Genomic DNA, 19,343 nt, shown 5'->3' on the forward strand with positions numbered 1-19,343 from the left:
CATGTCCAGAACTGCTTTCCATGTCGTTGTTTTCCTTGTCGGCCTGCTGGCCGTGTGCTGGATCGGCATTGGCTACGTTTCGGTGCATCCGCTGGGTGCAGCGGTGGCGGCGATCATCGCAGCCTGCTACATCGCCGGTAGCGTGGAGCTGTACCGCTACCGCCAGGCCAGCAACGGCCTGCGCGCCGCACTGAACGACCTGTCCAGCGCGAAGGAAAGCCTCGCCCCCTGGCTGGAGCGCGTGCCGGTAGGCCTGCGCAACGCCGTGCGCCTGCGCGTGGAAGGCGAGCGCACCGCCCTGCCCGCACCGGTGCTGACTCCTTACCTGGTCGGCCTGCTGGTGCTGCTGGGCATGCTCGGTACCCTGCTGGGCATGATGGACACGCTGCGTGGCACCGGACTGGCCCTGCAGAGCGCGACCGACATGGCCGCCATCCGCGGCTCGCTGGCCTCGCCGGTGCAGGGCCTGGCGGTGGCATTCGGTACCTCGATCGCCGGTGTGGCCAGCTCGGCCATGCTCGGCCTGCTGGCGGCGCTGCTGCGTCGGGATCGGCTGCAGGCCGTGCAGCAGCTGGACCGGGCCATTGCAGGCGACCTGCATCCCTACTCGCAGGCCTGGCAGCGCGCCGAGTCGCTGCGCCTGCTGCAGGTGCAGTCCGCCGCCCTGCCAGCGCTGGTCGACCGCCTGCAGGTGATGACGCAGACCTTTGAGCAGCACAGCACGGCCGCCAACGAGCGCCTGCTGGCCGGCCAGGCCGAGTTCCTGACCCAGAGCCAGGCGCTGCAGGAGCGCCTGGCGGTCTCGCTGCAGCAGTCGCTGCGTGAAGGCGCCGAAGCCAGTGCCGCCGCCATCGGTGGCGCGCTTCAGCCGATGGCCGAAACCACCCTGGCCGGTCTGGCTCACCATGGCGAAGCGCTGAACGCTCGCGTCGAGCAGGCTGTGCAGCGGCAGCTGGCTGGCCTGAGCGACGGTTTCGAGCGCAGCCGCGTTGCGACCGAAGCCAGCTGGGCAAAGGTGGTGAGTGAACAGAGCCAGACACAGCAGGCCCTGGTGGACGATCTGCGCCAGCACCTGCAGGCCTTCAGCGATGGCCAGGGCACGCAGGCCGAAGCACTCGTCGCGCGCATCGGCGAGCGCCTGCAGGCCGATGCCAACGGCAACGTCGAGGCCTGGCGCGCCGCCATCGAACAGCAGCAGGCACTGAACAGCGCGCTGGTCGAGCGCCAGCAGCAGGCGCTGCTGGCGGCCGGCCAGCAGCTGGACGAGCATGCGCAGGCGTTGCTGCAGGCACTGGAGCAGCGCCACAGCGCCAGCCAGTCGCTGCTGCAGGACCACGAACAGCAGCGCGCGCAGGATTGGCAGGCCGCGCAGGCCGCCGCCGCGACCGCACACGCCGAACTGCAGGCCAGCCTGGAACGCCGTGAACAACAGCGCCAGGCGCGCTGGGACGCGGTCAGCGCCGAGCTGCAGCAGGCCCACGCCACGCTGCAGGCGCAGCTGCAGGCCGGCGACGAACAACGCCTGCAGCGCTGGAGCGATGCCCTGCAGCACGTTTCCTCCGACCTGGCCGAGCGCCTGCAGGCCAACGGCGAACGCCTGGCTGCGCAGCAGCAGCAGGTCTGCGACACGCTGGCCGCCACCGCTCAGCAGATCGGCGAGAACGGTCGTGCGCAGGCCAGCGCCACGTTGGCCGAAGTGTCCACCCTGCTGCAGACCGCGGCGGCGGCACCAAAAGCGGCTGCCGACGTCATCAACGAACTGCGCAGCACGCTCTCTGAAAGCCTGGTGCGTGACAACGCAATGCTGGAAGAACGCGGTCGCCTGCTGGCCACCGTGCAGACCCTGCTCGATGCGATCAACCATGCCTCGCATGAACAGCGCACCGCCGTGGACGCGCTGGTTGGCGGATCGGCCGAGCTGCTGGAGCGCGTCGGCAACCGCTTCACCGACCATATCGCCGCCGAGACCGGGAAGCTGGACGGCATCGCCGCAGCGCTCAACGGCAGCGCCGGTGAAGTGGGCCAGTTGGCCAGCACCTTCGGTTCCGCTGTCGAGCAGTTCGGTACGGCCTCGGCCGAGCTGTCCGGCCGCCTGGAGCAGATCGGCGGTGCACTGGATGCATCGCTGGCGCGCAGCGATGAGCAGCTGGCCTACTACGTGGCGCAGGCGCGCGAGGTGGTCGACCTCAGCCTGCTGTCGCAGAAGCAGGTAATGGAAGAGCTGCAGCAGCTGGCCACGCGCCGCGGCAAGGCCGGCAGCGCATGAGCGACGAGCTGGAGGTCGATGGCGGCTCACACGCCCCGATCTGGGCCGCCTTCGGCGACCTGATGTCGGTGCTGCTGGGTGCGTTCGTGCTGATCCTGGTCGGCGTGGTCGCCGTGCAGCTGGAGCTTTCGCAGCGGCTGGACCAGGAAGTGAAACAGCGGCAGGCCGAAGCCAAGCGCCTGCAGACCCTGGAACAGGCGCTGGCCGGCCCGCTCGCCGCCGGTCGCGTGACGCTGGTCGATGGCCGCATCGGCATCAGCGGCAGCGTGCTGTTCGCACTGAACTCCGACCAGTTGCAGCCGGAAGGCCAGGAGCTGCTGCGCAGCCTGGCCGCACCGCTGGCCGCTTACCTGGGCAGCCGCGAAGAGATCCTGATGGTCAGCGGCTTCACCGATGACGCGCCGGTGCGCGAAGGCAACCGCCGCTTCGCCGACAACTGGGAGTTGTCGGCGCAACGTTCGCTGACCGTGACCCGCACCCTGATTGCCGACGGTGTGCCCGCAGACGCCGTGTTCGCCGCCGCCTTCGGCAGCGAGCAGCCGGTCAGTTCCAATGCCAATGAGGAAGGCCGCGCACGCAACCGCCGCGTGGAAATCGCCCCGATTCCCAAGCCCAAGGCGCCGGATGGCAAGTAAGCCGCCCGCCCTGGAAGGATTGCGCGCACTGGTGCGCGACCTCGATGCGGGGTCGCGTTCGCTGCCGCACTACCCGCAGGTGCCGATGCTGCAGCAGGTACAGCGCGAGTGGTCGGAGCTGCGCAGCGAACTGCAGGTGCGCCGCTCGCTGCGCACCGAGGCCCCGGCCGACGGCGGCCCGCTGAATTCGGCGGTGCTGGTGCAGCGCATGCTCGACACGATGCAGGCGACCAGCCCTGGCTACCTGCGCCATTTCATCGACTACGTGGACACCCTGTCGTGGTTGCAGGCGCTGCAGGATGGCGCCAACAGCGGCGCCGATACCGCAAAGCCCAAGCGCACGCGCAAACCGCGCCAAACGCCCAAGGTGTAGTGCCGGCCGCTGTCCGGCAATTGATTGACAGCCGCAGGTTCAACGGGCTGCCGGCCAGCGGCCGGCACTACCCATCCTGCGTGTGCCGTCGTGCGCCCCGTGCAATGTATGAACATGTCACCAGACAGTCATCTGTCTAGCGCACCATTTTCACGTTGACCCACGGCGCCTGCAGCGCCTGCGGTCGCATCGCTTGTCTCCCCTTTCGAACTCCATGAGCTCCGCGCCGACGCGGTGGCTCGTGCCTGCCTGAGTGTCCGCAACATGACCAAGACTTTGTTGGCCGCCGCGCTTTCCATCGCGCTCGCCCCCGCGGCCTGGGCGCAGGATGCTGCCCCGACCTCCACTGGCACGTCCGCCACCGACCTCGACGCGGTTTCGGTGATCGGCAGCGGTGAAGCGCGCCAGGTGCAGCGCATCACCCGCGAGAAGCTCGACATCCTGCCGCCGGGCACCAGCCTGCAGAAGACCCTCAACCTGCTGCCGGGCGTCAACGCGCAGTCGGCCGATGCGCTGGGCACCAACGAGCAGTCGATGACCCTCAGCCTGCGCGGTTTCAACTCCACCCGCCTCGGCTACACGCTTGATGGCGTGCCGCTGGGCGATGGCGCGTACAACAACTACAACGGCCTGACCATCAACCGCGCGCTGATCAGCGAGAACATGGCCGGCGCCGAACTCGCGGTGGGTATCGGCAGCCTCGGCACGCCTTCCACCAGCAACCTCGGCGGCACCATTTCCTATACCTCCGACCGCCCGGCGCAGGAACTCGGCGGCCGCGTGGTGCAGACCTTCGGCAGCGATGCCAACCGCCGCACCTTCGTGCGCGTGGACAGCGGCGAGTACAACGGGTTCTCCGGCTATGTTTCCGGCATGAACGCGGTCTCCGACCTCTGGAACGACCAGACCGCCTACAACGAATCCACCACCAAGCAGTTCAACGCCAAGGGCGTGTGGAACTTCGGTCGCGGCCAGATCACCGGTTTCGTCGATACGTCGCGCACCACCCAGGCCGATTACTTCTACCTGTCCAAGGACGAGATGTCGCGCGGCCTCGGCTGGGACTGGGGCGGCTACGCGCCGGACTGGAACAAGGCGGTGGCCAAGGCCTACTGCAACACCGCCAGCTTCAATGCAAAGAAATGCGACAACAGTGGCCCGGACAGGGATGCCGACGGTGCGTTCACCGCAGGGCAGATCCTGCGCGATGACAACCTCTACTACCTGGCGGGCGACTTCTTCCTGGCCGATGGCTTCAGCCTGCGGGCGCTGGCCTATCACCACGACGATCGCGGCGAAGGCCACAACTGGAACAGCGGTGCGTGGTCGAACAAGGGCACCGCGCAGGAAATCCCGATCATCTTCCGCAACACGATCTATACCATCGACCGCGATGGCGGCACGCTGTCATTCGATTGGGAACTGGGCGCGCACCGCATCGAGGGTGGCGTCTGGTACGAGCGCAACACCAGCAGCGCCGAACGCTACCAGACCGCCGTGGACGGCCCGCGCGACCTGAGTGGCATGAACACCCTGCCCTCCGATGTCGGCGTGTTCGCCCAGCGCACGCGCTGGAAGACCCATCAGTTCTTCCTGAAGGACACCTGGCGCCTGCTCGATGATCGCCTGACCCTGGAGTTCGGCGCCAAGAGCCCGCATGCCACCTCCGACGCACAGGCGCTGCCGGGCGACGCGAAGACGCCGATCTCGCCGACCTCCAACAACCAGTTCGCCACTGGCTCACTGAAGGCCAGCAAGAACTTCCTGCCAAGCGTGGGCGCCAACTTCCGCCTGGCCGAGCATCACGAAGTGTTCGCCAGCTACGCCGAGAACATCGCCATGTTCCAGGGCGGCTTCAAGCTGGGCCCGCAGGCGGTCAGCCAGGCCACCTGGAACGCACAGGGCGACCTGAAGCCGGAAGAATCCCGTTCGCTTGAGGCCGGCTACCGCTTCGTCACTGACACCCTGCAGGCCTCGATCGCGGCCTACAGCGTGCGTTTCGACAACCGCCTGCTGCAGTACAACCCCTGCGACTCACGGCAGCCGGTCGGCCCGACCTGCGGCAACCGCTTCTACAACGTCGGCGGCGTCGACAGCCGTGGCGCCGAGCTGACCGTGCTGTGGACCCCGAACGAGCACTTCAGCTGGTACACGTCGGCCTCGCTGAACCGCTCGACCTATGCGTCCAACTACGTGCAGGCGGGCGTCGAGCAGCAGATCAAGGGCAAGATCCAGACCGATACGCCCAAACAGCTGCTGGCCACCGAGATCACCTGGCGTGACAACGGCTGGTTCGCCAGCCTGCGCGGCAAGTACACCGGCGAGCGCTTCTACACCTACACCAACGACCAGGGCTTCGGTGGCTTCACCGTGTTCGATCTGGCCGGTGGCTATGACTTCGGCCAGGTCGGTTTCGCCAAGGGCATGCGCCTGTCGTTCAACGTGACCAACCTGACCAACAAGCGATACGCCAGCAACCTGGATTCGAGCGTGTTCGCACCGAGCGATCCGTCCGGCAAGCTGTACGTGTTCCATGCCTCGGCACCGCGCCAGGTGTTCGGTACGATCGACCTTCGCTTCTGATCGAACGCCCGGAGTCCACCGATGCTCGCGACCGCCCTGCTGCTGGCCACCCTATCCGCCGGTGGCTACTCCGCCCCGCACGAGGCCAGTGGTGCACCACCCCGCACGCTGGAACTGGGTGGCCGCACCTACGTGGACAAGGGGCTGGTCGCGGCCGGGCGGCTGCCGGCGGGCACGGTGGACTTCCTTGGCGACACGCTGGGCTCGTTCTCGTCGCTGGCGGTGCAGCCCGGCACCTGGAAACGGACCGCCAACGGCTACGAAGGCGTGTTGTGGACCCTGCCCGACCGTGGCCGCAACGATCCAGAAGCCGGCCTGTTCTACGACTACACCGGCCGCGTGGAGCGCATGCAGCTGCGTATCGACGTCATCCCGGGCAAGCCCGGTGCGCTGGGCACGCTGACGATGGTGCCGGACAAGGGCGTGGTGCTGAAGGACTTCAACGGCCGGCCGTTCACCGGCGCCGACCCGGGCGACCACACGATCACCCAGCGCGAGGTGGTGCTGCCCTCGCCGGCCAGCGGCACCGGTGCGGGCAAGGTTTCGCTGGACGCGGAATCGCTGCAGTTCACCGCCGATGGCCACTTCTACATCGGCGACGAGTACACCGCCAACGTCTACTACTTCGATGCACAGGGCCAGCTGCAGGGCGTGATCGTTGCACCGCCTGCGATCCGTCCCCAGCGCGATGGCAAGCCCGCCTTCGGTTCGCTGGCGCCGCCGCAGACTGGGCGCCGCAACAACCAGGGCGTGGAAGGCATGGGCCTCTCGCCCGACGGCAGCCGCCTGTTCGTGGCCCTGCAGAGCGCGACGCTGCAGGACAGCGCACAGGGCAATGCGGCCGGTCGCATCAACACCCGTGTGCTGGTCTACGACGTGACAACCTCGCCAACGCCACAGCAGCCGATCGGCCATTACGTGATGGCGTTGCCTGCCTATGCACACGATGGCAAGGGCAAGCTGGACCGTACCGCGGCGCAGAGTGAGCTGCGTGCGCTGGATGCCACCCGCTTCCTGCTGCTGGCCCGCGATGGCAATGGATTGGGCAAGGACGGCGACGACCCGATCGTCTACAAATCGGTGCTGCTGGTGGATGTGACCGATGCCACCAACCTCGCCGAAAGTGCGTATGAAACCGGCACGGCCTCGGTGCTGGCCAACCCGACCGGTACTGCACTGAAGCCGGAGATCATGCCAGCCCGCAGCGATGAACTGCTGAACCTGCTCGACCGCCCGCAGCTTGCGCGTGCCGGGCTGGACCTGGACACGAAGCGCGGCCCGCATCCCGGGCTGCTGTCGGAAAAGTGGGAAGCCATGGATGTGCTCCCGGCGCTCGACCCGCTGCATCCGAACGACGTGCTGCTGCTGATCGGCAACGACAACGACTTCATCGCCCGCCATTGCCGCATGCAGGGCCAAGCCTGCGACAGCCCGTACGACAACGACAACCGCGTGCTGGTGTACCGCCTCACGCTGCCCTGACCGCCCGCCAAGAGTCACCCGCCATATCCCGGTAGTGCCGGCCGCTGGCCGGCATCACAACCAAGCCGACCCTGCCAACGGATACTCCCCGATCGCTCCGGCCGGCCCTCGCCGCGTGGTCAAAGCAGATACCGGCGAACTGGACGATGTTGCCGGCCAGCGGCCGGCACTACCTGCAATCACCCGCCATCTCCCGGTAGTGCCGGCCGCTGGCCGGCATCAAAATACCTGCCGTCACCCGCCATCTCCGGGCAGTGCCGGCCGCTGGCCGGCATCACAGCCAAGCCGACCATGCAAACGGATACTCCCCGATCGCTTCGGTGAGCCCGGCCCGGATCGGATTCCCCATGATGTACAGGGCCTGCCGCTCAAGCGACTCCGCGGTCCTCACCGCATGGTCGTAATAGCCAGACTGCCATACCACACCCCGACGATCCGCCAACCGGTTGAACGCCAGCGAGCTGGACGACTTGAGCCGGCGTGCAACATCCGCCAGGTTCGCAGACGTCAGCTCCAGCATCCAATGCACGTGATCCGGCATCACAACCCAGGCCAGCGATCGTACGAGTCCTCGTCGTTCGATGTAGTGGAATTGATGGATCACGCAGCCAGCGGTGACTTTGCTTTCAAAAAGCCGGCGGCGCTGATGCGTCGTTGTGGTCAGAACGTAGGCCTGCCCGATGATCGAATGCCGGCCCAGACGTAGGCGATAGCTGCTCATGGCCCATGGTGGATCGGGCGACTGGGCTTGAATGTCGGAGCATGCCTTGCTGGAGGTATGGCGATTCCCGAAATCTGGCTGAGGTTGCCGGCCAGCGGCCGGCACTACCGGGCGTCAGCGGATGTCGCGCGGTCAGGTTTCAGCCGCGCAGGGTGGCGCCGCCATCCACGTACAGGTCGCTCATCGCCACGTGCCCCGCCTGCTCGGACAGCAGGAACATCACCGAATGAGCGATGTCCTCCGGCGTGGCCAGCTTGCGCAGCGGAATACCAGCCTTGTAGGTCTCCAGGCTGCCGGCGATCACGCGTTCTGCGCCGTGCGCGTCCTGCCACATGCCGGTCTGCATCGGGGTCAGTGTTGAACCCGGAGCAACGATGTTGCAACGGATGCCCAGCGGCGCCAGCTCCAGCCCGAGGCAGCGGGTGAACATCGTGGCCGCGGCCTTGGACGCCGCATAGGCCGCCATCCCGTGCCTTGGTACACCGGCGGCATTCGAGCTGACCGTGACGATCGCGCCCTGGCGGCGCGGTGACATCACCCGCGCCAACGCCCGTCCGACGTGGAATACACCATCGGCATTGACCGCGAACACCCGCCGCCAATCGTCATCGTCGGTCTCGGTGACGCTGCCCACATGCAGCACACCGGCTACGCTGGCCGCCAGCGCGATCGGCCCGACGCGCGTCTCCACCTGATCCACCAGCGCGTCCACGGCAGCACTGTCGGTCACGTCCAGGGCGAAGGCCTGTACCCGTGCGTCGGCCACGCATGGCACGTCGCGGTCAGTCGCCACCACCGTGCAGCCGGCCTCGGCCAGCAAACGTACCAGTGCCTCACCGATGCCGCCGGATGCACCGGTGACCAGCGCTACGCGGCCTTCAAAACCGGTCAACTGCATGTTGCGATCTCCTGTTGCTCGTCCCATTGGCGCAGCCGCGCCGACAACCACGGTGCCAGCTGCGCCACCGCATCGCGGCCGGTCAGTTCGGCGTGCATGAACGGCAGTTCCAGCGCCTGCACCTTGCGCGCATGCGTCCGCCACAACGCCGACTGCAGCTGTGGCCGTGCCTGATGATCGCGGCCAGCGCGGACGTGCACCAGCGTGCCGTCGAACGTCTGGTGGATGTGTTCGCGGATCAGTTGATTGGTCCCGGTCACCGCACGCACCACGCCATCCAGCACCACATCCGGCAGGCTGCCGAGCGCACTGCCGCCACGACGCAGGAAGCCGAGAATGCGCTCGCGGCTGTCCAGCTCCGGATGTGCATCCGGATCATGTCCGGCAATCGCCAGCAATGCGCGCAATGCGGCGATGGCATCGGGCTCCGGCTCGGCCCGCCAGCACTCGCTGGGATAGGCGTCCAGCAGCACCAGCTCGCCGACCTCGCGCCCGATCTCATGCAGTCGCACCGCCATCGCCTGCGCGAGGATGCCCCCCACCGACCAGCCCAGCAGGTGCACCGGCCCCTTCGGCTGTAGTGCAACCACGCGCTGCACGTAGTCGTTGGCCATCGCCTCGATGCTGCTCGGCAGCGGCTGCCGCGCGTCCAGTGCCGGCGACTGCAGGCCATACACCGGGCGTGCCGGCTGTAGTGCCCGGGCCAGGGTGCGGTAGTTCCAGGCGATGCCACCGGCCGGGTGCAGCACGAACAGCGGCGTGGTCCCGGCCGCTTCGGTCGCGGCCAGCGCGATCACCGGCCCCAGCGCGTGATCGGCCAGCGTGGGCGGCTCGGCAATACGAACCGCCAGTGCTGCCACGGTCGGCTGGGCAAACAAGGCCCCCAGACCGAGATCGCAGCGCCAGCGCTGCTCGATCGCCAGCAGCAGGTGCACCGCCGACAGCGAGTCACCGCCGAGACTGAAGAAATCCGCATCCACCGCCACCGGTGCCTGGCGCCCAAGCGCCTGGGCGAACAGCACGGCCAGCTCCTGTTCCAGCGGCGTGCGCGGCGCCAATCCGGCAACCTCATTCTGCGGCGGCTTCGGCAGCGCGTTGCGGTCGAGCTTGCCATTGGCGGTCACCGGCCAGTGGTCCACACCGACAAATGCCGACGGCACCATGTAGTCCGGCACGCGCGTGGCCAGATGACTGCGCAGCAGCACAGCGTCGGCAAGCGCGGTTGGCACATAGGCCACCAGCCGGGCATCGCCGGGAACGTCCTGGCGCAGCAGCACTTCCACGCGCTCCATGCCGGGCAGTTCGCGCAGTGCCGCCTCGATCTCGCCCAGTTCGATGCGCAGGCCACGCAGTTTCACCTGATGGTCGCTGCGGCCCAGGTACTCGACCGCGCCATCGCCACGCCAGCGTGCCACGTCGCCGGTGCGGTAGATGCGCTCGCCCGCCAGGAACGGATCAGCCAGGAAGCGTTCGGCGGTCAGGTCATCGCGGCCCAGGTAGCCACGCGCCAGCTGGACGCCCCCCAGGTACAGGTCACCGGGCACGCCCACCGGCACCGGCTGCATGCGGGCGTCCAGCACGTACAGGCGGGTATTCCAGACCGGGAACCCGATCGGCACCGGCCGCGAACGATCCTGCGCCGACGCTGGCCAGTAGCTGACGTCCACCGCAGCTTCGGTCGGGCCATACAGGTTGTGCAGTTCGGCGTGCACGCGTGCATGGAAGCGCTCGCGCAGCGCTGCATCCAGCGCCTCTCCGCTGGTGAACACCCGACGCAGCTGCAGTTCCGCCGAAGCCGGCGCAACGAGGAAGGCATCGAGCATCGAAGGCACGAAATGCGCCGTGGTGATGCCCTGCTCGCGGATCAGCCGGGCCAGTTCAGTGGGATCGCGATGCGCGTCCGGCCCAGCGACCACGAGGGTGGACCCGCACAGCAGCGGCAGGAAAAATTCCCAGACCGAGACATCGAAGGTCGCCGGGGTCTTCTGCAGCACGCGATCATCGGCACGGAAGCCATAGTGCTCGCGCATCCACAGCAAACGGTTGACGATGGCGCCGTGTTCGATGACCACGCCCTTGGGCTCGCCGGTTGAGCCCGACGTATAGATCACATAGGCCGCATCGCTGGGCGCAGGATCGGCCCATGGTGCGGCAAAACTCAGCGCAGTCCACTGCTCCGGCGCAAGCACCGGCACATCGGCCATACGCGCCGAGACGTCCGCAGCGGCCAGCACGCACACCGGCTGTGCCGAGGCGAGAATGCGCGCCAGGCGCTCATCGGGATGGGCAAGGTCCAACGGCAGGTAGGCGGCTCCGGCCCGCAGCACCGCGACCAGCGCGATCACCAGCTCCAGCGAGCGCGGCAACGCCACCGCCACCACGCTGCCCGGGCCGACGCCCATCGCACGCAGCTGTGCGGCCAGTGCGAAACTGCGCGCTTCCAGTGTTGCGTAGTCCAGCGTGGAAACACCGAAGACCAGCGCGGGTGCGTGCGGATCACGGTCCATGCCCTGCTGCAGCAGTTCAACCAACGTTGTCGGTGGCAGCGCATGCGCGGTGGTATTGAAACCATGCACGACCTGCTGCGCTTCTTCGACGGTGGCCAGCGGCACGGCCGCGATGTCTTCAGCCTGCAGTGCCGCCGACACGAAATGCAGCAGCCGCGCCGCGTGCGCCTGCACATCTTCGCGACCGTACAGCGCGGGGTTGGCCTCGATCTCCAGATCCAGCAGGCTCTGGCCATCACCACGGAAGCCCAGCGTCAGGTCATCCACCGGGCCGGTGCACAGCACCTCCAGTGTCGCCTGCACGCCTGGCAGGGCCAGTGGCCTGTAGAACGGCTGCACATTCACCAGCGGACCGTGCAGGCGCTGCTGCGCGCCCACCAGGCCCAGGTCCCGGCGCAGCTGTTCGCCTCGGTAACGGCCGTACTTGCGACCCTGGCTGAGCTGCCGGCCCAACCCGCGGGTAAAGGCCTCGACACTGCCCTCGCTGGCGGCCACGCGCAGTGGCAACACATTCATCACCATCGCCGGCACCCGCGCCGACGCATTGCCGAGCCGCCCCATGTAGGGCACGCCCAGCACCACTTCATCGGCGGCGCTCATCCGTCGCAGGTACTCGGCCGACAACGCGGCCAGTACATCCGGCCAGGGCTGAAGCCAACGCACCGAGGCCTGCAGCAGCTGCCCACGGAACGCCGCATCGAGCGGCTGCACCCAACGCACCGCGTCGTCGCTGGCCGCATGCGTACCGGCCAGGCCCACGCCTGCCGGTGCGCCCTGCATGTGCTCGCGCCACCACTGCCCGGCGTGCGCGCGACGCGGATCGGCACGATAGGCGACGTCATCGGCCAGCACGCCCGCCAGCCCCGGCAGCGGCTCACCGGTACGGCCGGCATACAACGCGCACACGCGATCCGTGAACAGCGCCATGCCGTAGCCGTCGGCAGCCAGATGGTGCACACGCAGGTACCAGACCCAACGCTGCCCGCCCAGATCAAGCAGCAGCTGCTGGCTGATCCGGTCGCGGGTGGGATCCACCGGGCTCAGCCGGTCGGCCTGCATCAGGCCACGCGCCCCAGCTGCGGGATCTGCTTCGGCGGAAACGTCTCGCACCGAAAGCCGTGGCACATGTGCCGGGTCGTACCACTGCAGGGGCTGGCCGTCGTCGCCCTCGGCAAAGCGCAGCGCGAAGGCCTCTGCCTCAACGGCGGCCTGGTCTGCCGCTGCGACGAACGCTGCCACATCCAATGGCCCATCGATCCACACCGCATGTGCCGTGTTGAACGACGGGTTGTCCGGTGCCAGCCGCTGTGCGAACCACAATCCCGCCTGCGCCTCGGTCAATGCCACCGGCGTGGCCAGCGCGACGGCGTTCATGCGCTCTGTGCGGCCTGCAGCTTCTGCACCACGCCCCACCACTGGCGCAGCGTGGTGTGCTCGGCCAGCTGCGAGAACTCCAGCGGCAGGCCGGTGTTGCCCCACGCCAGCACCAGCCCGAGCATGCGCATCGAATCCAGGTCCAGGTCGATCAGGTTGTCGTCGTCACCGATCTCGGCCGGTGTGCACTCCAGGACACGCGCCACGTCGGCACGCATCCGTTCCAGATCCAGCGCCTCACCGGTGGCAGCCATCACAGCACCTCCAGCAGCTGGTCGGTGGTCATCGGCACGCCACTGGTGCGCGCAATCCAGTGCAGCGCCTGATCGTGATCGGCACGCGAAAAATCCGCCACCGCATCGGCGGCAATGAACGCTTCGATGTCGCGCTGGAAGGCTTCCACCACGGTCGCGGTGCAGCCGATATGGGCGTACACGCCGGTGACCAGCAACTGGTCACGGCCGCGCACCCGCATCAGCGTTTCAAGGTTGCTGCGCTGGAAGGCGCTGTAGCGGTGCTTGACCAGCACGTGCTCCCCCGGCTGCGGTGCCAGCGCCTCGATGATCGGCTCGTGGTCGGCACTGCGGCGCATGCCCGGCCCCCACAGGTCGGCCTGCAGGCCACGGTCGCGGCGGTCCTGGTCGCCATGCTGGGCGGTGTAGAACACCGGAATGCCGTGCGCGCGGCAATGCGCCAGCAGGCGTGCGATGTTGTCCACGGCCGGCCGCAGCGGTGCATTGCCGGCGTCGAATGCGGCCAGGAAGTAACGCTGCATGTCGTGCACCAGCAGCGCGACACGATCGCGCTGCGGGCGCCACGGTCCACGCGCCTGCGGCAGTTCGGCGGCGGTCGGCAAGGGATAGTCGGTGATACGGGGCAGCGCCATCAGCGCGTTCCTCCTGTCTGTTGCAGATGACGCGCGCGCAGCTGCGCGCGCAGTTCGCGGCGGCTGATCTTGCCGACCGCAGTGGTATCGAAACTGTCGACGAACACGACCTGGTCGGGCACCTTGAATGCGGCCAGGCCGCGCCCGCGCATCCAGGCTTTCAGTGCCGGGGCCTTGAACGCTTCGCCCTGCGGGATCACGAAGGCGCAGCTGCGCTCGCCCAGGTACTCGTCGGGAATGGAGACCACGGCCGCATCGAACACGCCTGGATGTGCCAGCAGGTGGTCCTCGATCTCCTCGGCGGAGATCTTCTCGCCGGCGCGGTTGATGTGGTCACCCGCACGGCCCTGTACGACCAGGTAGCCACCGGGCAGCTGCTGCACACGGTCACCGGTACGGTAGAAACCGTCGTCGGTGAACGAGCGCGCATTGGCCACCGCATCGTTGTGGTAGCCGCGGATGGTGTAAGGGCCGCGCGTCAGCAGATGCCCCACCTCGCCCTCGGCCACCGGCTGGTCATGGTCATCGACCACGCGCACTTCGTCGTCAGGACTGATCGGTCGCCCCTGGCAGGCCACGATCAGTTCTTCCGGATCGTCCAGGCGGGTGTAGTTCACCAGCCCTTCGGCCATGCCGAACACCTGCTGCAAGGTGCAGCCGAGGCCGTCGATCACCCGCCGCGCGGCTTCCGGCACCAGCTTGGCGCCGCCCACCTGCAGCACCTGCAGGCTGGACAGATCATGCTTGCTGGTTGCGGCCGCCTGCGCCCACAGCAAGGCCAGCGGAGGCACCAGGCCACAGCAGGTCACCCGCTCCCGCGCGATCAGCGGGAAGGCCGCATCCGGGCCGGGGCCCGGGCTGAGCACCACGCGGGCACCGGCGTACAACGCGCCGAAGAAGCCCGGCGAACTCATCGGGAAGTTGTGCGCGGCCGGCAGCGCGACCAGATACACGCTGTCGCGGTCGATGCCACAGATCGCATTGCTGGCGCGGAACGAATAGATGTAGTCGTCGTGGGTGCGCGGAATCAGCTTGGACAGCCCGGTGCTGCCACCGGAAATCTGCAGGAACGCCACCGACTGCGGGTCCGGATCGGCCGGCAACTGGCCGCGATCGCCCTGCAGCGTCTCCAGTGCGGTGTATTCCTGTGCATCGCCATCGATCACCACCTCGCGTATGGCGGGCACTTCAGCCTGCAGCGCCCGCGCCAACGTACGATGATCGAAGCCGTCATGCACGTCGGTGGTGATGTAGGCACTGGCCTCGGCCTTGTTGGCGAAATGCACCAGTTCGGTGACGCGGTGCGCAGGCAGCGCGTACACCGGCACCAGCCCAGCGCGGAACAGGCCACAGACCGTAGTGATGAACCCTGCGCTGTTGCCCAGCTGCACCAGCACCCGCTCGCCCGGCTGCAGGCCGAGTGCCAGCAGGCCGGCGCCGATGCGTCCGGCCTCGTGCCATAGCTGCGCGTAGCTCAGGCGGACATCACCGGCGACCACCGCGATATCGTCGGCGTAGCGCTCCGCCCGCTCACGCAGGAACGCCGGGAAGGTCTCGCCGCGCCAATGCCCTGCCTCGCGATAGCGGGCGACCAGGTCATCAGGCCACACCTGCTGCAGTGGCAGGCGGGAAGAAACAGAGGAAGCGTTCATGCAGCAGGCTCGATGGTGGGCGCCGGCTCATGGACGCCGAGCGCATTCAACAGGGCAGCGAACTTGGCTGCGGTTTCGGCAACCTCTGCCTCGGGTTGCGAGTCAGCGACGATGCCAGCACCGGCATACAGGCGCAGCTGCGCGCCCTGCAGTCGTGCACAGCGGATCGCCACATACCAGTCGCCGTCACCCTGTGCATCCAACCAGCCCACCGCCCCGGCATAGAAGCCACGCGGCACCGGCTCCAGCTCGCGGATGCGTTGCAGCGCCGCCAGCTGCGGCGTTCCGCAGACCGCTGGCGTGGGATGCAGCTGCGCCAGCAGTTCAGCGGCGGACGTCTGCGGATCCTTCAAGGTGGCGTGGATGCGGGTACCGAGGTGCCACATGCTTGCAGTGGCATGCAGCACCGGGCGCGGCTGTGCATCGATGTGGCTGCAGTAAGGCGCCAGGCCATCGACGATGGCCTCGACCACATGCCGGTGCTCGTCATGGTCCTTGGTCGAGGCCAGCAGCGCCTGCGCGGCACGCTCGTCCTCTGCGGCATCGGCGCTGCGCCGGGCGGAGCCCGCCAGCGGGTGCGACAACAGCTCGGCGCCGCGCTTGCGCAGCAGCAGCTCCGGGGTTGCCCCCACCAGCCAGGCTGGCGCCTGACCCGGCTCCACCGGCAGCGGCACAGCATAGGTTGCCACCGAGGGATCTGCACCAAGGCGTGCCAGCAGCACATCCGGAGACAGTGCCTGGCGGGTGCGGGCCAGCAGGCTGCGCGCCAGCACCACCTTGTGCAGGTTCTGCTCGGGCGCACGCAAGGCCTGCACAGCCGCAGCGACTGCGGCGGCATAGTCCTGCGGCGCAGGCTCGGCCAGCAGGGCGCCGTCCATCGGCGGTGCGGCCTGCGGCTGCAATGGCAGAGCCGGCAGCAGCCGCTCAGGCTGGTAAAGCGCATCGTCCGCACGCGGTTCGAACGGCACAGCGCCAACCAGCAGGCCCGGACCGCCGCGCTGCTGCGCAAAGAACTCCGAAACGCGTTCTGCCAATGTCGCCAGTGCACCGGCCGGCAGCGTGGCGCGGCAACCGCGGGCGTGCACGTGCTGGCCGGCATGCTGCAGCAGGAACAGCGACGCGTCGTCACTGCTCTCCAGCGGCACTGGCGCTGCTTCCGGCCACGCCCCCTGCATCAGGGAATCGTTCATGGGGTCTCCTTCATCCGATGCGCTGCGGCCAGTGCGCACAGCAACTGCAGCAGCGCACCGACCAACAGGTAAGGCAGGCTGTGCCCGCCGCGATACAACAGCGTGCCGAGCATCGGCCCGGCCACCATGCCCAGTCCCTGCGCGGCAGCGACGGTGCCAGCGGCAGCCCCCTGCTCGTGCGCTTCCACCGCGTCAGCGGCCAGCGCCTGGAACGAGGGGAATACGAAGCCCATGCCAAACGCCGCCAGCGCGTACGCCGCTGGCAACTGCCAAGCCTGCTGCACGCCTGCCACCGAAGCGAAGCCGATGCCGGAAATCAGGGCACCCACGACGATCCAGCGGCGTGGATGCACGTCCAGCTTCATCACCAGCGCCTGCGCCAGGATCAGGCCGACCCCGACCGCTGTGAGTGCAATGCCGGCCATGCGCGCGCCCGCCGCCGCATCCAGGCCCAGGCGATCGATCGCGAAGAAGCCCACCGTGACCTGCGCGATGGTCACCGAGACCATCGCGATGAACGCCGCCAGCTGTGGCAGGCGAAGGCGGGGGTCGAGGCGACTCATCGGCGTGCGACGCTGTGCGTTGCCAGCGGCCACCGGGGGCGTCGCCGGCAGTCGCCAGGCCAGCAGCGCCAACGCCACCAATGGCAGCAGTGCAGCCACATACAGCGCCAGCGAGAGATTCGTATAGGCCAGCCAGCCAGCGGCGGCCGGGCCCAGCACCATGCCCAATGCATTTGCGCTGCCCAGCCGCGCGAGGAAGCTGGCACGCTGTCCAGTTGGCGCCTTGTCGGCGATCAGAGCCGCAGCGGTGGGCGGCACTGCGGCGTAGAACAGGCCGATCAGGCCACGCGCGCCCACCAGCACCAGTACCGATACCAGCACTGGCGGCACCGCCTGCAGGGCAACGTCGATGAACACCGCCAGCGCGATGTAGACAACGGTGTAGGCACTCATCGCCAGCATCAACACCCGTTTGCGGCCGATGCGGTCGCTGAGCTGCCCCCACGGGCGCGCGGCCAGCATCCACAACACGCCTGCGGCGGTGACTGACAGCCCGGCATGCCACTCGGACAAACCGAGCATGCGGACTACCGGGCCGATCACGGCGACGAAGGACATCATCGCCATGGTGCCGATCAGGGCAGCCAACACCAACGCCGGCAAGCCGGGAACGACGGGACGTGCGTGCATGAAACACCAGCCGTAACAGGAAAGGATGGCCGGGCGCACCTGCGCGCCCCACCCGACACCGGCCCTGCTCAGGACCGGATGCCACCCTCAAATGATAACGGCTCGTATTTGCATTTGATACCCATTCTCTTGAATGGGCGCGCAACAGTGGGTTCAGCGCATTGCACGCAGGCCCAGCAGGCCGCGACGCTTGAACCACCATTCCAGTGGCAGCGTCACCAGCGGCGGGATCGCTGCCAGCAGTGCCAGGGCGCTGGCCCACCACGGCCAGCGCAGGCGCACCGCGGCGAACAGGGTGACTGCCACGTACACCAGGAAGGCCACGCCGTGCAGGGGCCCGAACAGCTTCACCAGCGCCACGTTGGCCATGGGGCCGTACTTCATCCACATGCCGATGAGCAGGCCGGCCCAGGTCACGGCCTCGATGAAAGCGACCGCGGCGAACAGGCGTCCGGTCGGGTGCATGGGGGAACGTTGGGTCACACGGGGCTCCGGCATCGGGATATCAAATGCGAATGATACGCAGATGCGAACATTCCGGACACCGGCGGGTAGCGCCGGGCCATGCCCGGCGAGCGCAGCGGTGGCAACGATAGAGCGTGTCCACCAAGGTGGACACCTACCGGAGCATATGCGGCAGCACCTGCTCTCCAATCTCGCGCAGCACCGCGTCCATCGGCCGCCCGTTGTCGACCAGGTTGAACATCACGTGCCCCACGCCCTGCGCATGCACGCGCAACAGGTAGTCGCGCAGGCCGTCGCGGCCGACCTTCAGCCCCAGCGGCAACGGCTCGGGTGGCGCCTGCGGATCGGCCTGCAGATCCAGCAGCATCGACTGCACGAACGGCTTGGCTGGCCCAGCGCCTTGCGCCTGCGCCTGTTGCCACAGGCCGATGCGTCCTTCCTGCGCGGCCTCTTCGCGGTGATAGGTGGCCCAGCCTTCGGCTTCGCGTGCGATCCACTGCAGGCTCTGCCGCGCCGTGCCCACCACCAGCATCGGAATGCGCGCGGCCGGGGCCGGCAGCACGTCGAAGCCACCGGTGGCCTGCACTACCGCTGCCCTTTCTTCGGCCTCCGGTGACAACGCCGCGCGCAACAACGTCCAGCGTTCGCGGAACGTCGCCGCCCTGCCCTGCAGATCCTCGCCGAATGCGGCGAACTCTTCCGGGCGATCGCCCGAACCCAGGCCCAGCACGAAGCGGCCGCCACTGATCCGGTCCAGGCTCAAGGCCGACTTCGCCACCTGCAGCGGCTGGCGCAACGGCAGCACAATGGCCGCGCTGCCAACCACGATGCGCTCGGTCGCCGCAGCCAGCATGCCCAGCCACAGGAACGGGTCATCCAGCGCGCTCGCTGTCGCGTCCGGACCCTGCGGCACCATCAGTGGCACATCACGCGTCCACAACGCTGCGAAGCCCAGGTCATCGGCCAGCCGTGCGATGCGCCTGGCGTCATGCGGATCGGCCAGCTCATGTGTGGCGACAGGCGTCATCAGGCCCAGGCTCAGGCCCTGTTGCGGAAACAAGGCAGCATAAGCAGGATTGAAATCACTCATGCCCGCAGCTTAGCGTGCAGGCATGGGG

Annotated in this window: 15 protein-coding genes; 5 read left to right on the forward strand and 10 right to left on the reverse strand. The window is 68.0% G+C overall.

The genetic code is table 11. The features are described from left to right. Position 1: 1 nt before the first annotated feature. The 5 genes from QP552_RS11985 to QP552_RS12005 all read left to right on the forward strand — a co-directional run bounded on the left by QP552_RS11985 (position 2) and on the right by QP552_RS12005 (position 7,339). Positions 2-2,266: a DUF802 domain-containing protein gene (locus QP552_RS11985; protein WP_286073712.1), complete on the forward strand. Its 2,265-nt coding sequence runs from the start codon at positions 2-4 to the stop codon at positions 2,264-2,266. Then, positions 2,263-2,901 carry an OmpA family protein gene (locus QP552_RS11990; RefSeq protein ID WP_099553377.1) on the forward strand — a complete coding sequence of 213 codons (639 nt, stop codon included), beginning with the start codon at positions 2,263-2,265 and terminating at the stop codon, positions 2,899-2,901. The genes QP552_RS11985 and QP552_RS11990 overlap by 4 nt, the downstream gene beginning before the upstream one ends. Further along, complete coding sequence (locus QP552_RS11995) at positions 2,891-3,274, forward strand: DUF2894 domain-containing protein (protein WP_286073713.1); 384 nt, start codon at positions 2,891-2,893, stop codon at positions 3,272-3,274. Before QP552_RS11990 ends, QP552_RS11995 begins: the two co-directional genes overlap by 11 nt. Before the next feature lie 264 nt (positions 3,275-3,538). Then, positions 3,539-5,857 carry a TonB-dependent receptor gene (locus QP552_RS12000; protein ID WP_286073714.1) on the forward strand — a complete coding sequence of 773 codons (2,319 nt, stop codon included), beginning with the start codon at positions 3,539-3,541 and terminating at the stop codon, positions 5,855-5,857. Positions 5,858-5,878: 21 nt separating this feature from the next. Next, a complete protein-coding gene (locus tag QP552_RS12005) occupies positions 5,879-7,339 on the forward strand; it encodes an esterase-like activity of phytase family protein (protein ID WP_286073715.1) in 1,461 nt (486 codons plus the stop codon). A gap of 274 nt (positions 7,340-7,613) precedes the next feature. Here the strand turns inward: QP552_RS12005 and QP552_RS12010 are convergent, their stop codons facing one another. The 10 genes from QP552_RS12010 to QP552_RS12055 all read right to left on the reverse strand — a co-directional run bounded on the left by QP552_RS12010 (position 7,614) and on the right by QP552_RS12055 (position 19,315). Next, positions 7,614-8,060, reverse strand: coding sequence for a transposase (locus QP552_RS12010; RefSeq protein WP_286073716.1), 447 nt, complete (start codon positions 8,058-8,060; stop codon positions 7,614-7,616). 139 nt (positions 8,061-8,199) lie between these two features. After that, a complete protein-coding gene (locus QP552_RS12015; protein ID WP_111111384.1) occupies positions 8,200-8,958 on the reverse strand; it encodes a 2,3-dihydro-2,3-dihydroxybenzoate dehydrogenase in 759 nt (252 codons plus the stop codon). Further along, positions 8,949-12,839, reverse strand: coding sequence for an enterobactin synthase subunit F (locus tag QP552_RS12020; protein WP_286073717.1), 3,891 nt, complete (start codon positions 12,837-12,839; stop codon positions 8,949-8,951). Before QP552_RS12020 ends, QP552_RS12015 begins: the two co-directional genes overlap by 10 nt. Continuing rightward, complete coding sequence (locus tag QP552_RS12025) at positions 12,836-13,093, reverse strand: phosphopantetheine-binding protein (protein ID WP_106550551.1); 258 nt, start codon at positions 13,091-13,093, stop codon at positions 12,836-12,838. The genes QP552_RS12020 and QP552_RS12025 overlap by 4 nt, the downstream gene beginning before the upstream one ends. After that, positions 13,093-13,725 (reverse strand): isochorismatase family protein, encoded by a 633-nt coding sequence (locus QP552_RS12030; RefSeq protein ID WP_024958585.1) that lies wholly within the window; start codon positions 13,723-13,725, stop codon positions 13,093-13,095. Before QP552_RS12030 ends, QP552_RS12025 begins: the two co-directional genes overlap by 1 nt. After that, positions 13,725-15,377 carry an AMP-binding protein gene (locus QP552_RS12035; RefSeq protein ID WP_286073718.1) on the reverse strand — a complete coding sequence of 551 codons (1,653 nt, stop codon included), beginning with the start codon at positions 15,375-15,377 and terminating at the stop codon, positions 13,725-13,727. Before QP552_RS12035 ends, QP552_RS12030 begins: the two co-directional genes overlap by 1 nt. Continuing rightward, on the reverse strand, positions 15,374-16,567 hold the full coding sequence (locus QP552_RS12040) for an isochorismate synthase (protein WP_111111971.1): 1,194 nt from the start codon (positions 16,565-16,567) through the stop codon (positions 15,374-15,376). Before QP552_RS12040 ends, QP552_RS12035 begins: the two co-directional genes overlap by 4 nt. Next, a complete protein-coding gene (locus tag QP552_RS12045) occupies positions 16,564-17,760 on the reverse strand; it encodes an MFS transporter (protein WP_286073719.1) in 1,197 nt (398 codons plus the stop codon). The genes QP552_RS12040 and QP552_RS12045 overlap by 4 nt, the downstream gene beginning before the upstream one ends. Positions 17,761-17,913: 153 nt before the next feature. Further along, positions 17,914-18,225 (reverse strand): DUF3817 domain-containing protein, encoded by a 312-nt coding sequence (locus tag QP552_RS12050; protein ID WP_032129991.1) that lies wholly within the window; start codon positions 18,223-18,225, stop codon positions 17,914-17,916. Between the two features lie 154 nt (positions 18,226-18,379). Beyond that, on the reverse strand, positions 18,380-19,315 hold the full coding sequence (locus tag QP552_RS12055; protein ID WP_286073720.1) for a TIGR03571 family LLM class oxidoreductase: 936 nt from the start codon (positions 19,313-19,315) through the stop codon (positions 18,380-18,382). Between the last annotated feature and the right edge of the window lie 28 nt (positions 19,316-19,343).

The organism is Stenotrophomonas sp. 59, from assembly GCF_030291095.1.
In the GTDB taxonomy this organism is placed as follows: domain Bacteria; phylum Pseudomonadota; class Gammaproteobacteria; order Xanthomonadales; family Xanthomonadaceae; genus Stenotrophomonas; species Stenotrophomonas maltophilia_Q.

Bases quoted from the DNA above. Each gene is read 5' to 3' on its own strand.
- QP552_RS11985 (WP_286073712.1), top strand. From the start codon at position 2: ATGTCCAGAACTGCTTTCCATGTCGTTGTTTTCCTTGTCGGCCTGCTG.
- QP552_RS11990 (WP_099553377.1), top strand. From the start codon at position 2,263: ATGAGCGACGAGCTGGAGGTCGATGGCGGCTCACACGCCCCGATCTGG.
- QP552_RS11995 (WP_286073713.1), top strand. From the start codon at position 2,891: ATGGCAAGTAAGCCGCCCGCCCTGGAAGGATTGCGCGCACTGGTGCGC.
- QP552_RS12000 (WP_286073714.1), top strand. From the start codon at position 3,539: ATGACCAAGACTTTGTTGGCCGCCGCGCTTTCCATCGCGCTCGCCCCC.
- QP552_RS12005 (WP_286073715.1), top strand. From the start codon at position 5,879: ATGCTCGCGACCGCCCTGCTGCTGGCCACCCTATCCGCCGGTGGCTAC.
- QP552_RS12010 (WP_286073716.1), bottom strand. From the start codon at position 8,060: ATGAGCAGCTATCGCCTACGTCTGGGCCGGCATTCGATCATCGGGCAG.
- QP552_RS12015 (WP_111111384.1), bottom strand. From the start codon at position 8,958: ATGCAGTTGACCGGTTTTGAAGGCCGCGTAGCGCTGGTCACCGGTGCA.
- QP552_RS12020 (WP_286073717.1), bottom strand. From the start codon at position 12,839: ATGAACGCCGTCGCGCTGGCCACGCCGGTGGCATTGACCGAGGCGCAG.
- QP552_RS12025 (WP_106550551.1), bottom strand. From the start codon at position 13,093: ATGGCTGCCACCGGTGAGGCGCTGGATCTGGAACGGATGCGTGCCGAC.
- QP552_RS12030 (WP_024958585.1), bottom strand. From the start codon at position 13,725: ATGGCGCTGCCCCGTATCACCGACTATCCCTTGCCGACCGCCGCCGAA.
- QP552_RS12035 (WP_286073718.1), bottom strand. From the start codon at position 15,377: ATGAACGCTTCCTCTGTTTCTTCCCGCCTGCCACTGCAGCAGGTGTGG.
- QP552_RS12040 (WP_111111971.1), bottom strand. From the start codon at position 16,567: ATGAACGATTCCCTGATGCAGGGGGCGTGGCCGGAAGCAGCGCCAGTG.
- QP552_RS12045 (WP_286073719.1), bottom strand. From the start codon at position 17,760: ATGCACGCACGTCCCGTCGTTCCCGGCTTGCCGGCGTTGGTGTTGGCT.
- QP552_RS12050 (WP_032129991.1), bottom strand. From the start codon at position 18,225: ATGCACCCGACCGGACGCCTGTTCGCCGCGGTCGCTTTCATCGAGGCC.
- QP552_RS12055 (WP_286073720.1), bottom strand. From the start codon at position 19,315: ATGAGTGATTTCAATCCTGCTTATGCTGCCTTGTTTCCGCAACAGGGC.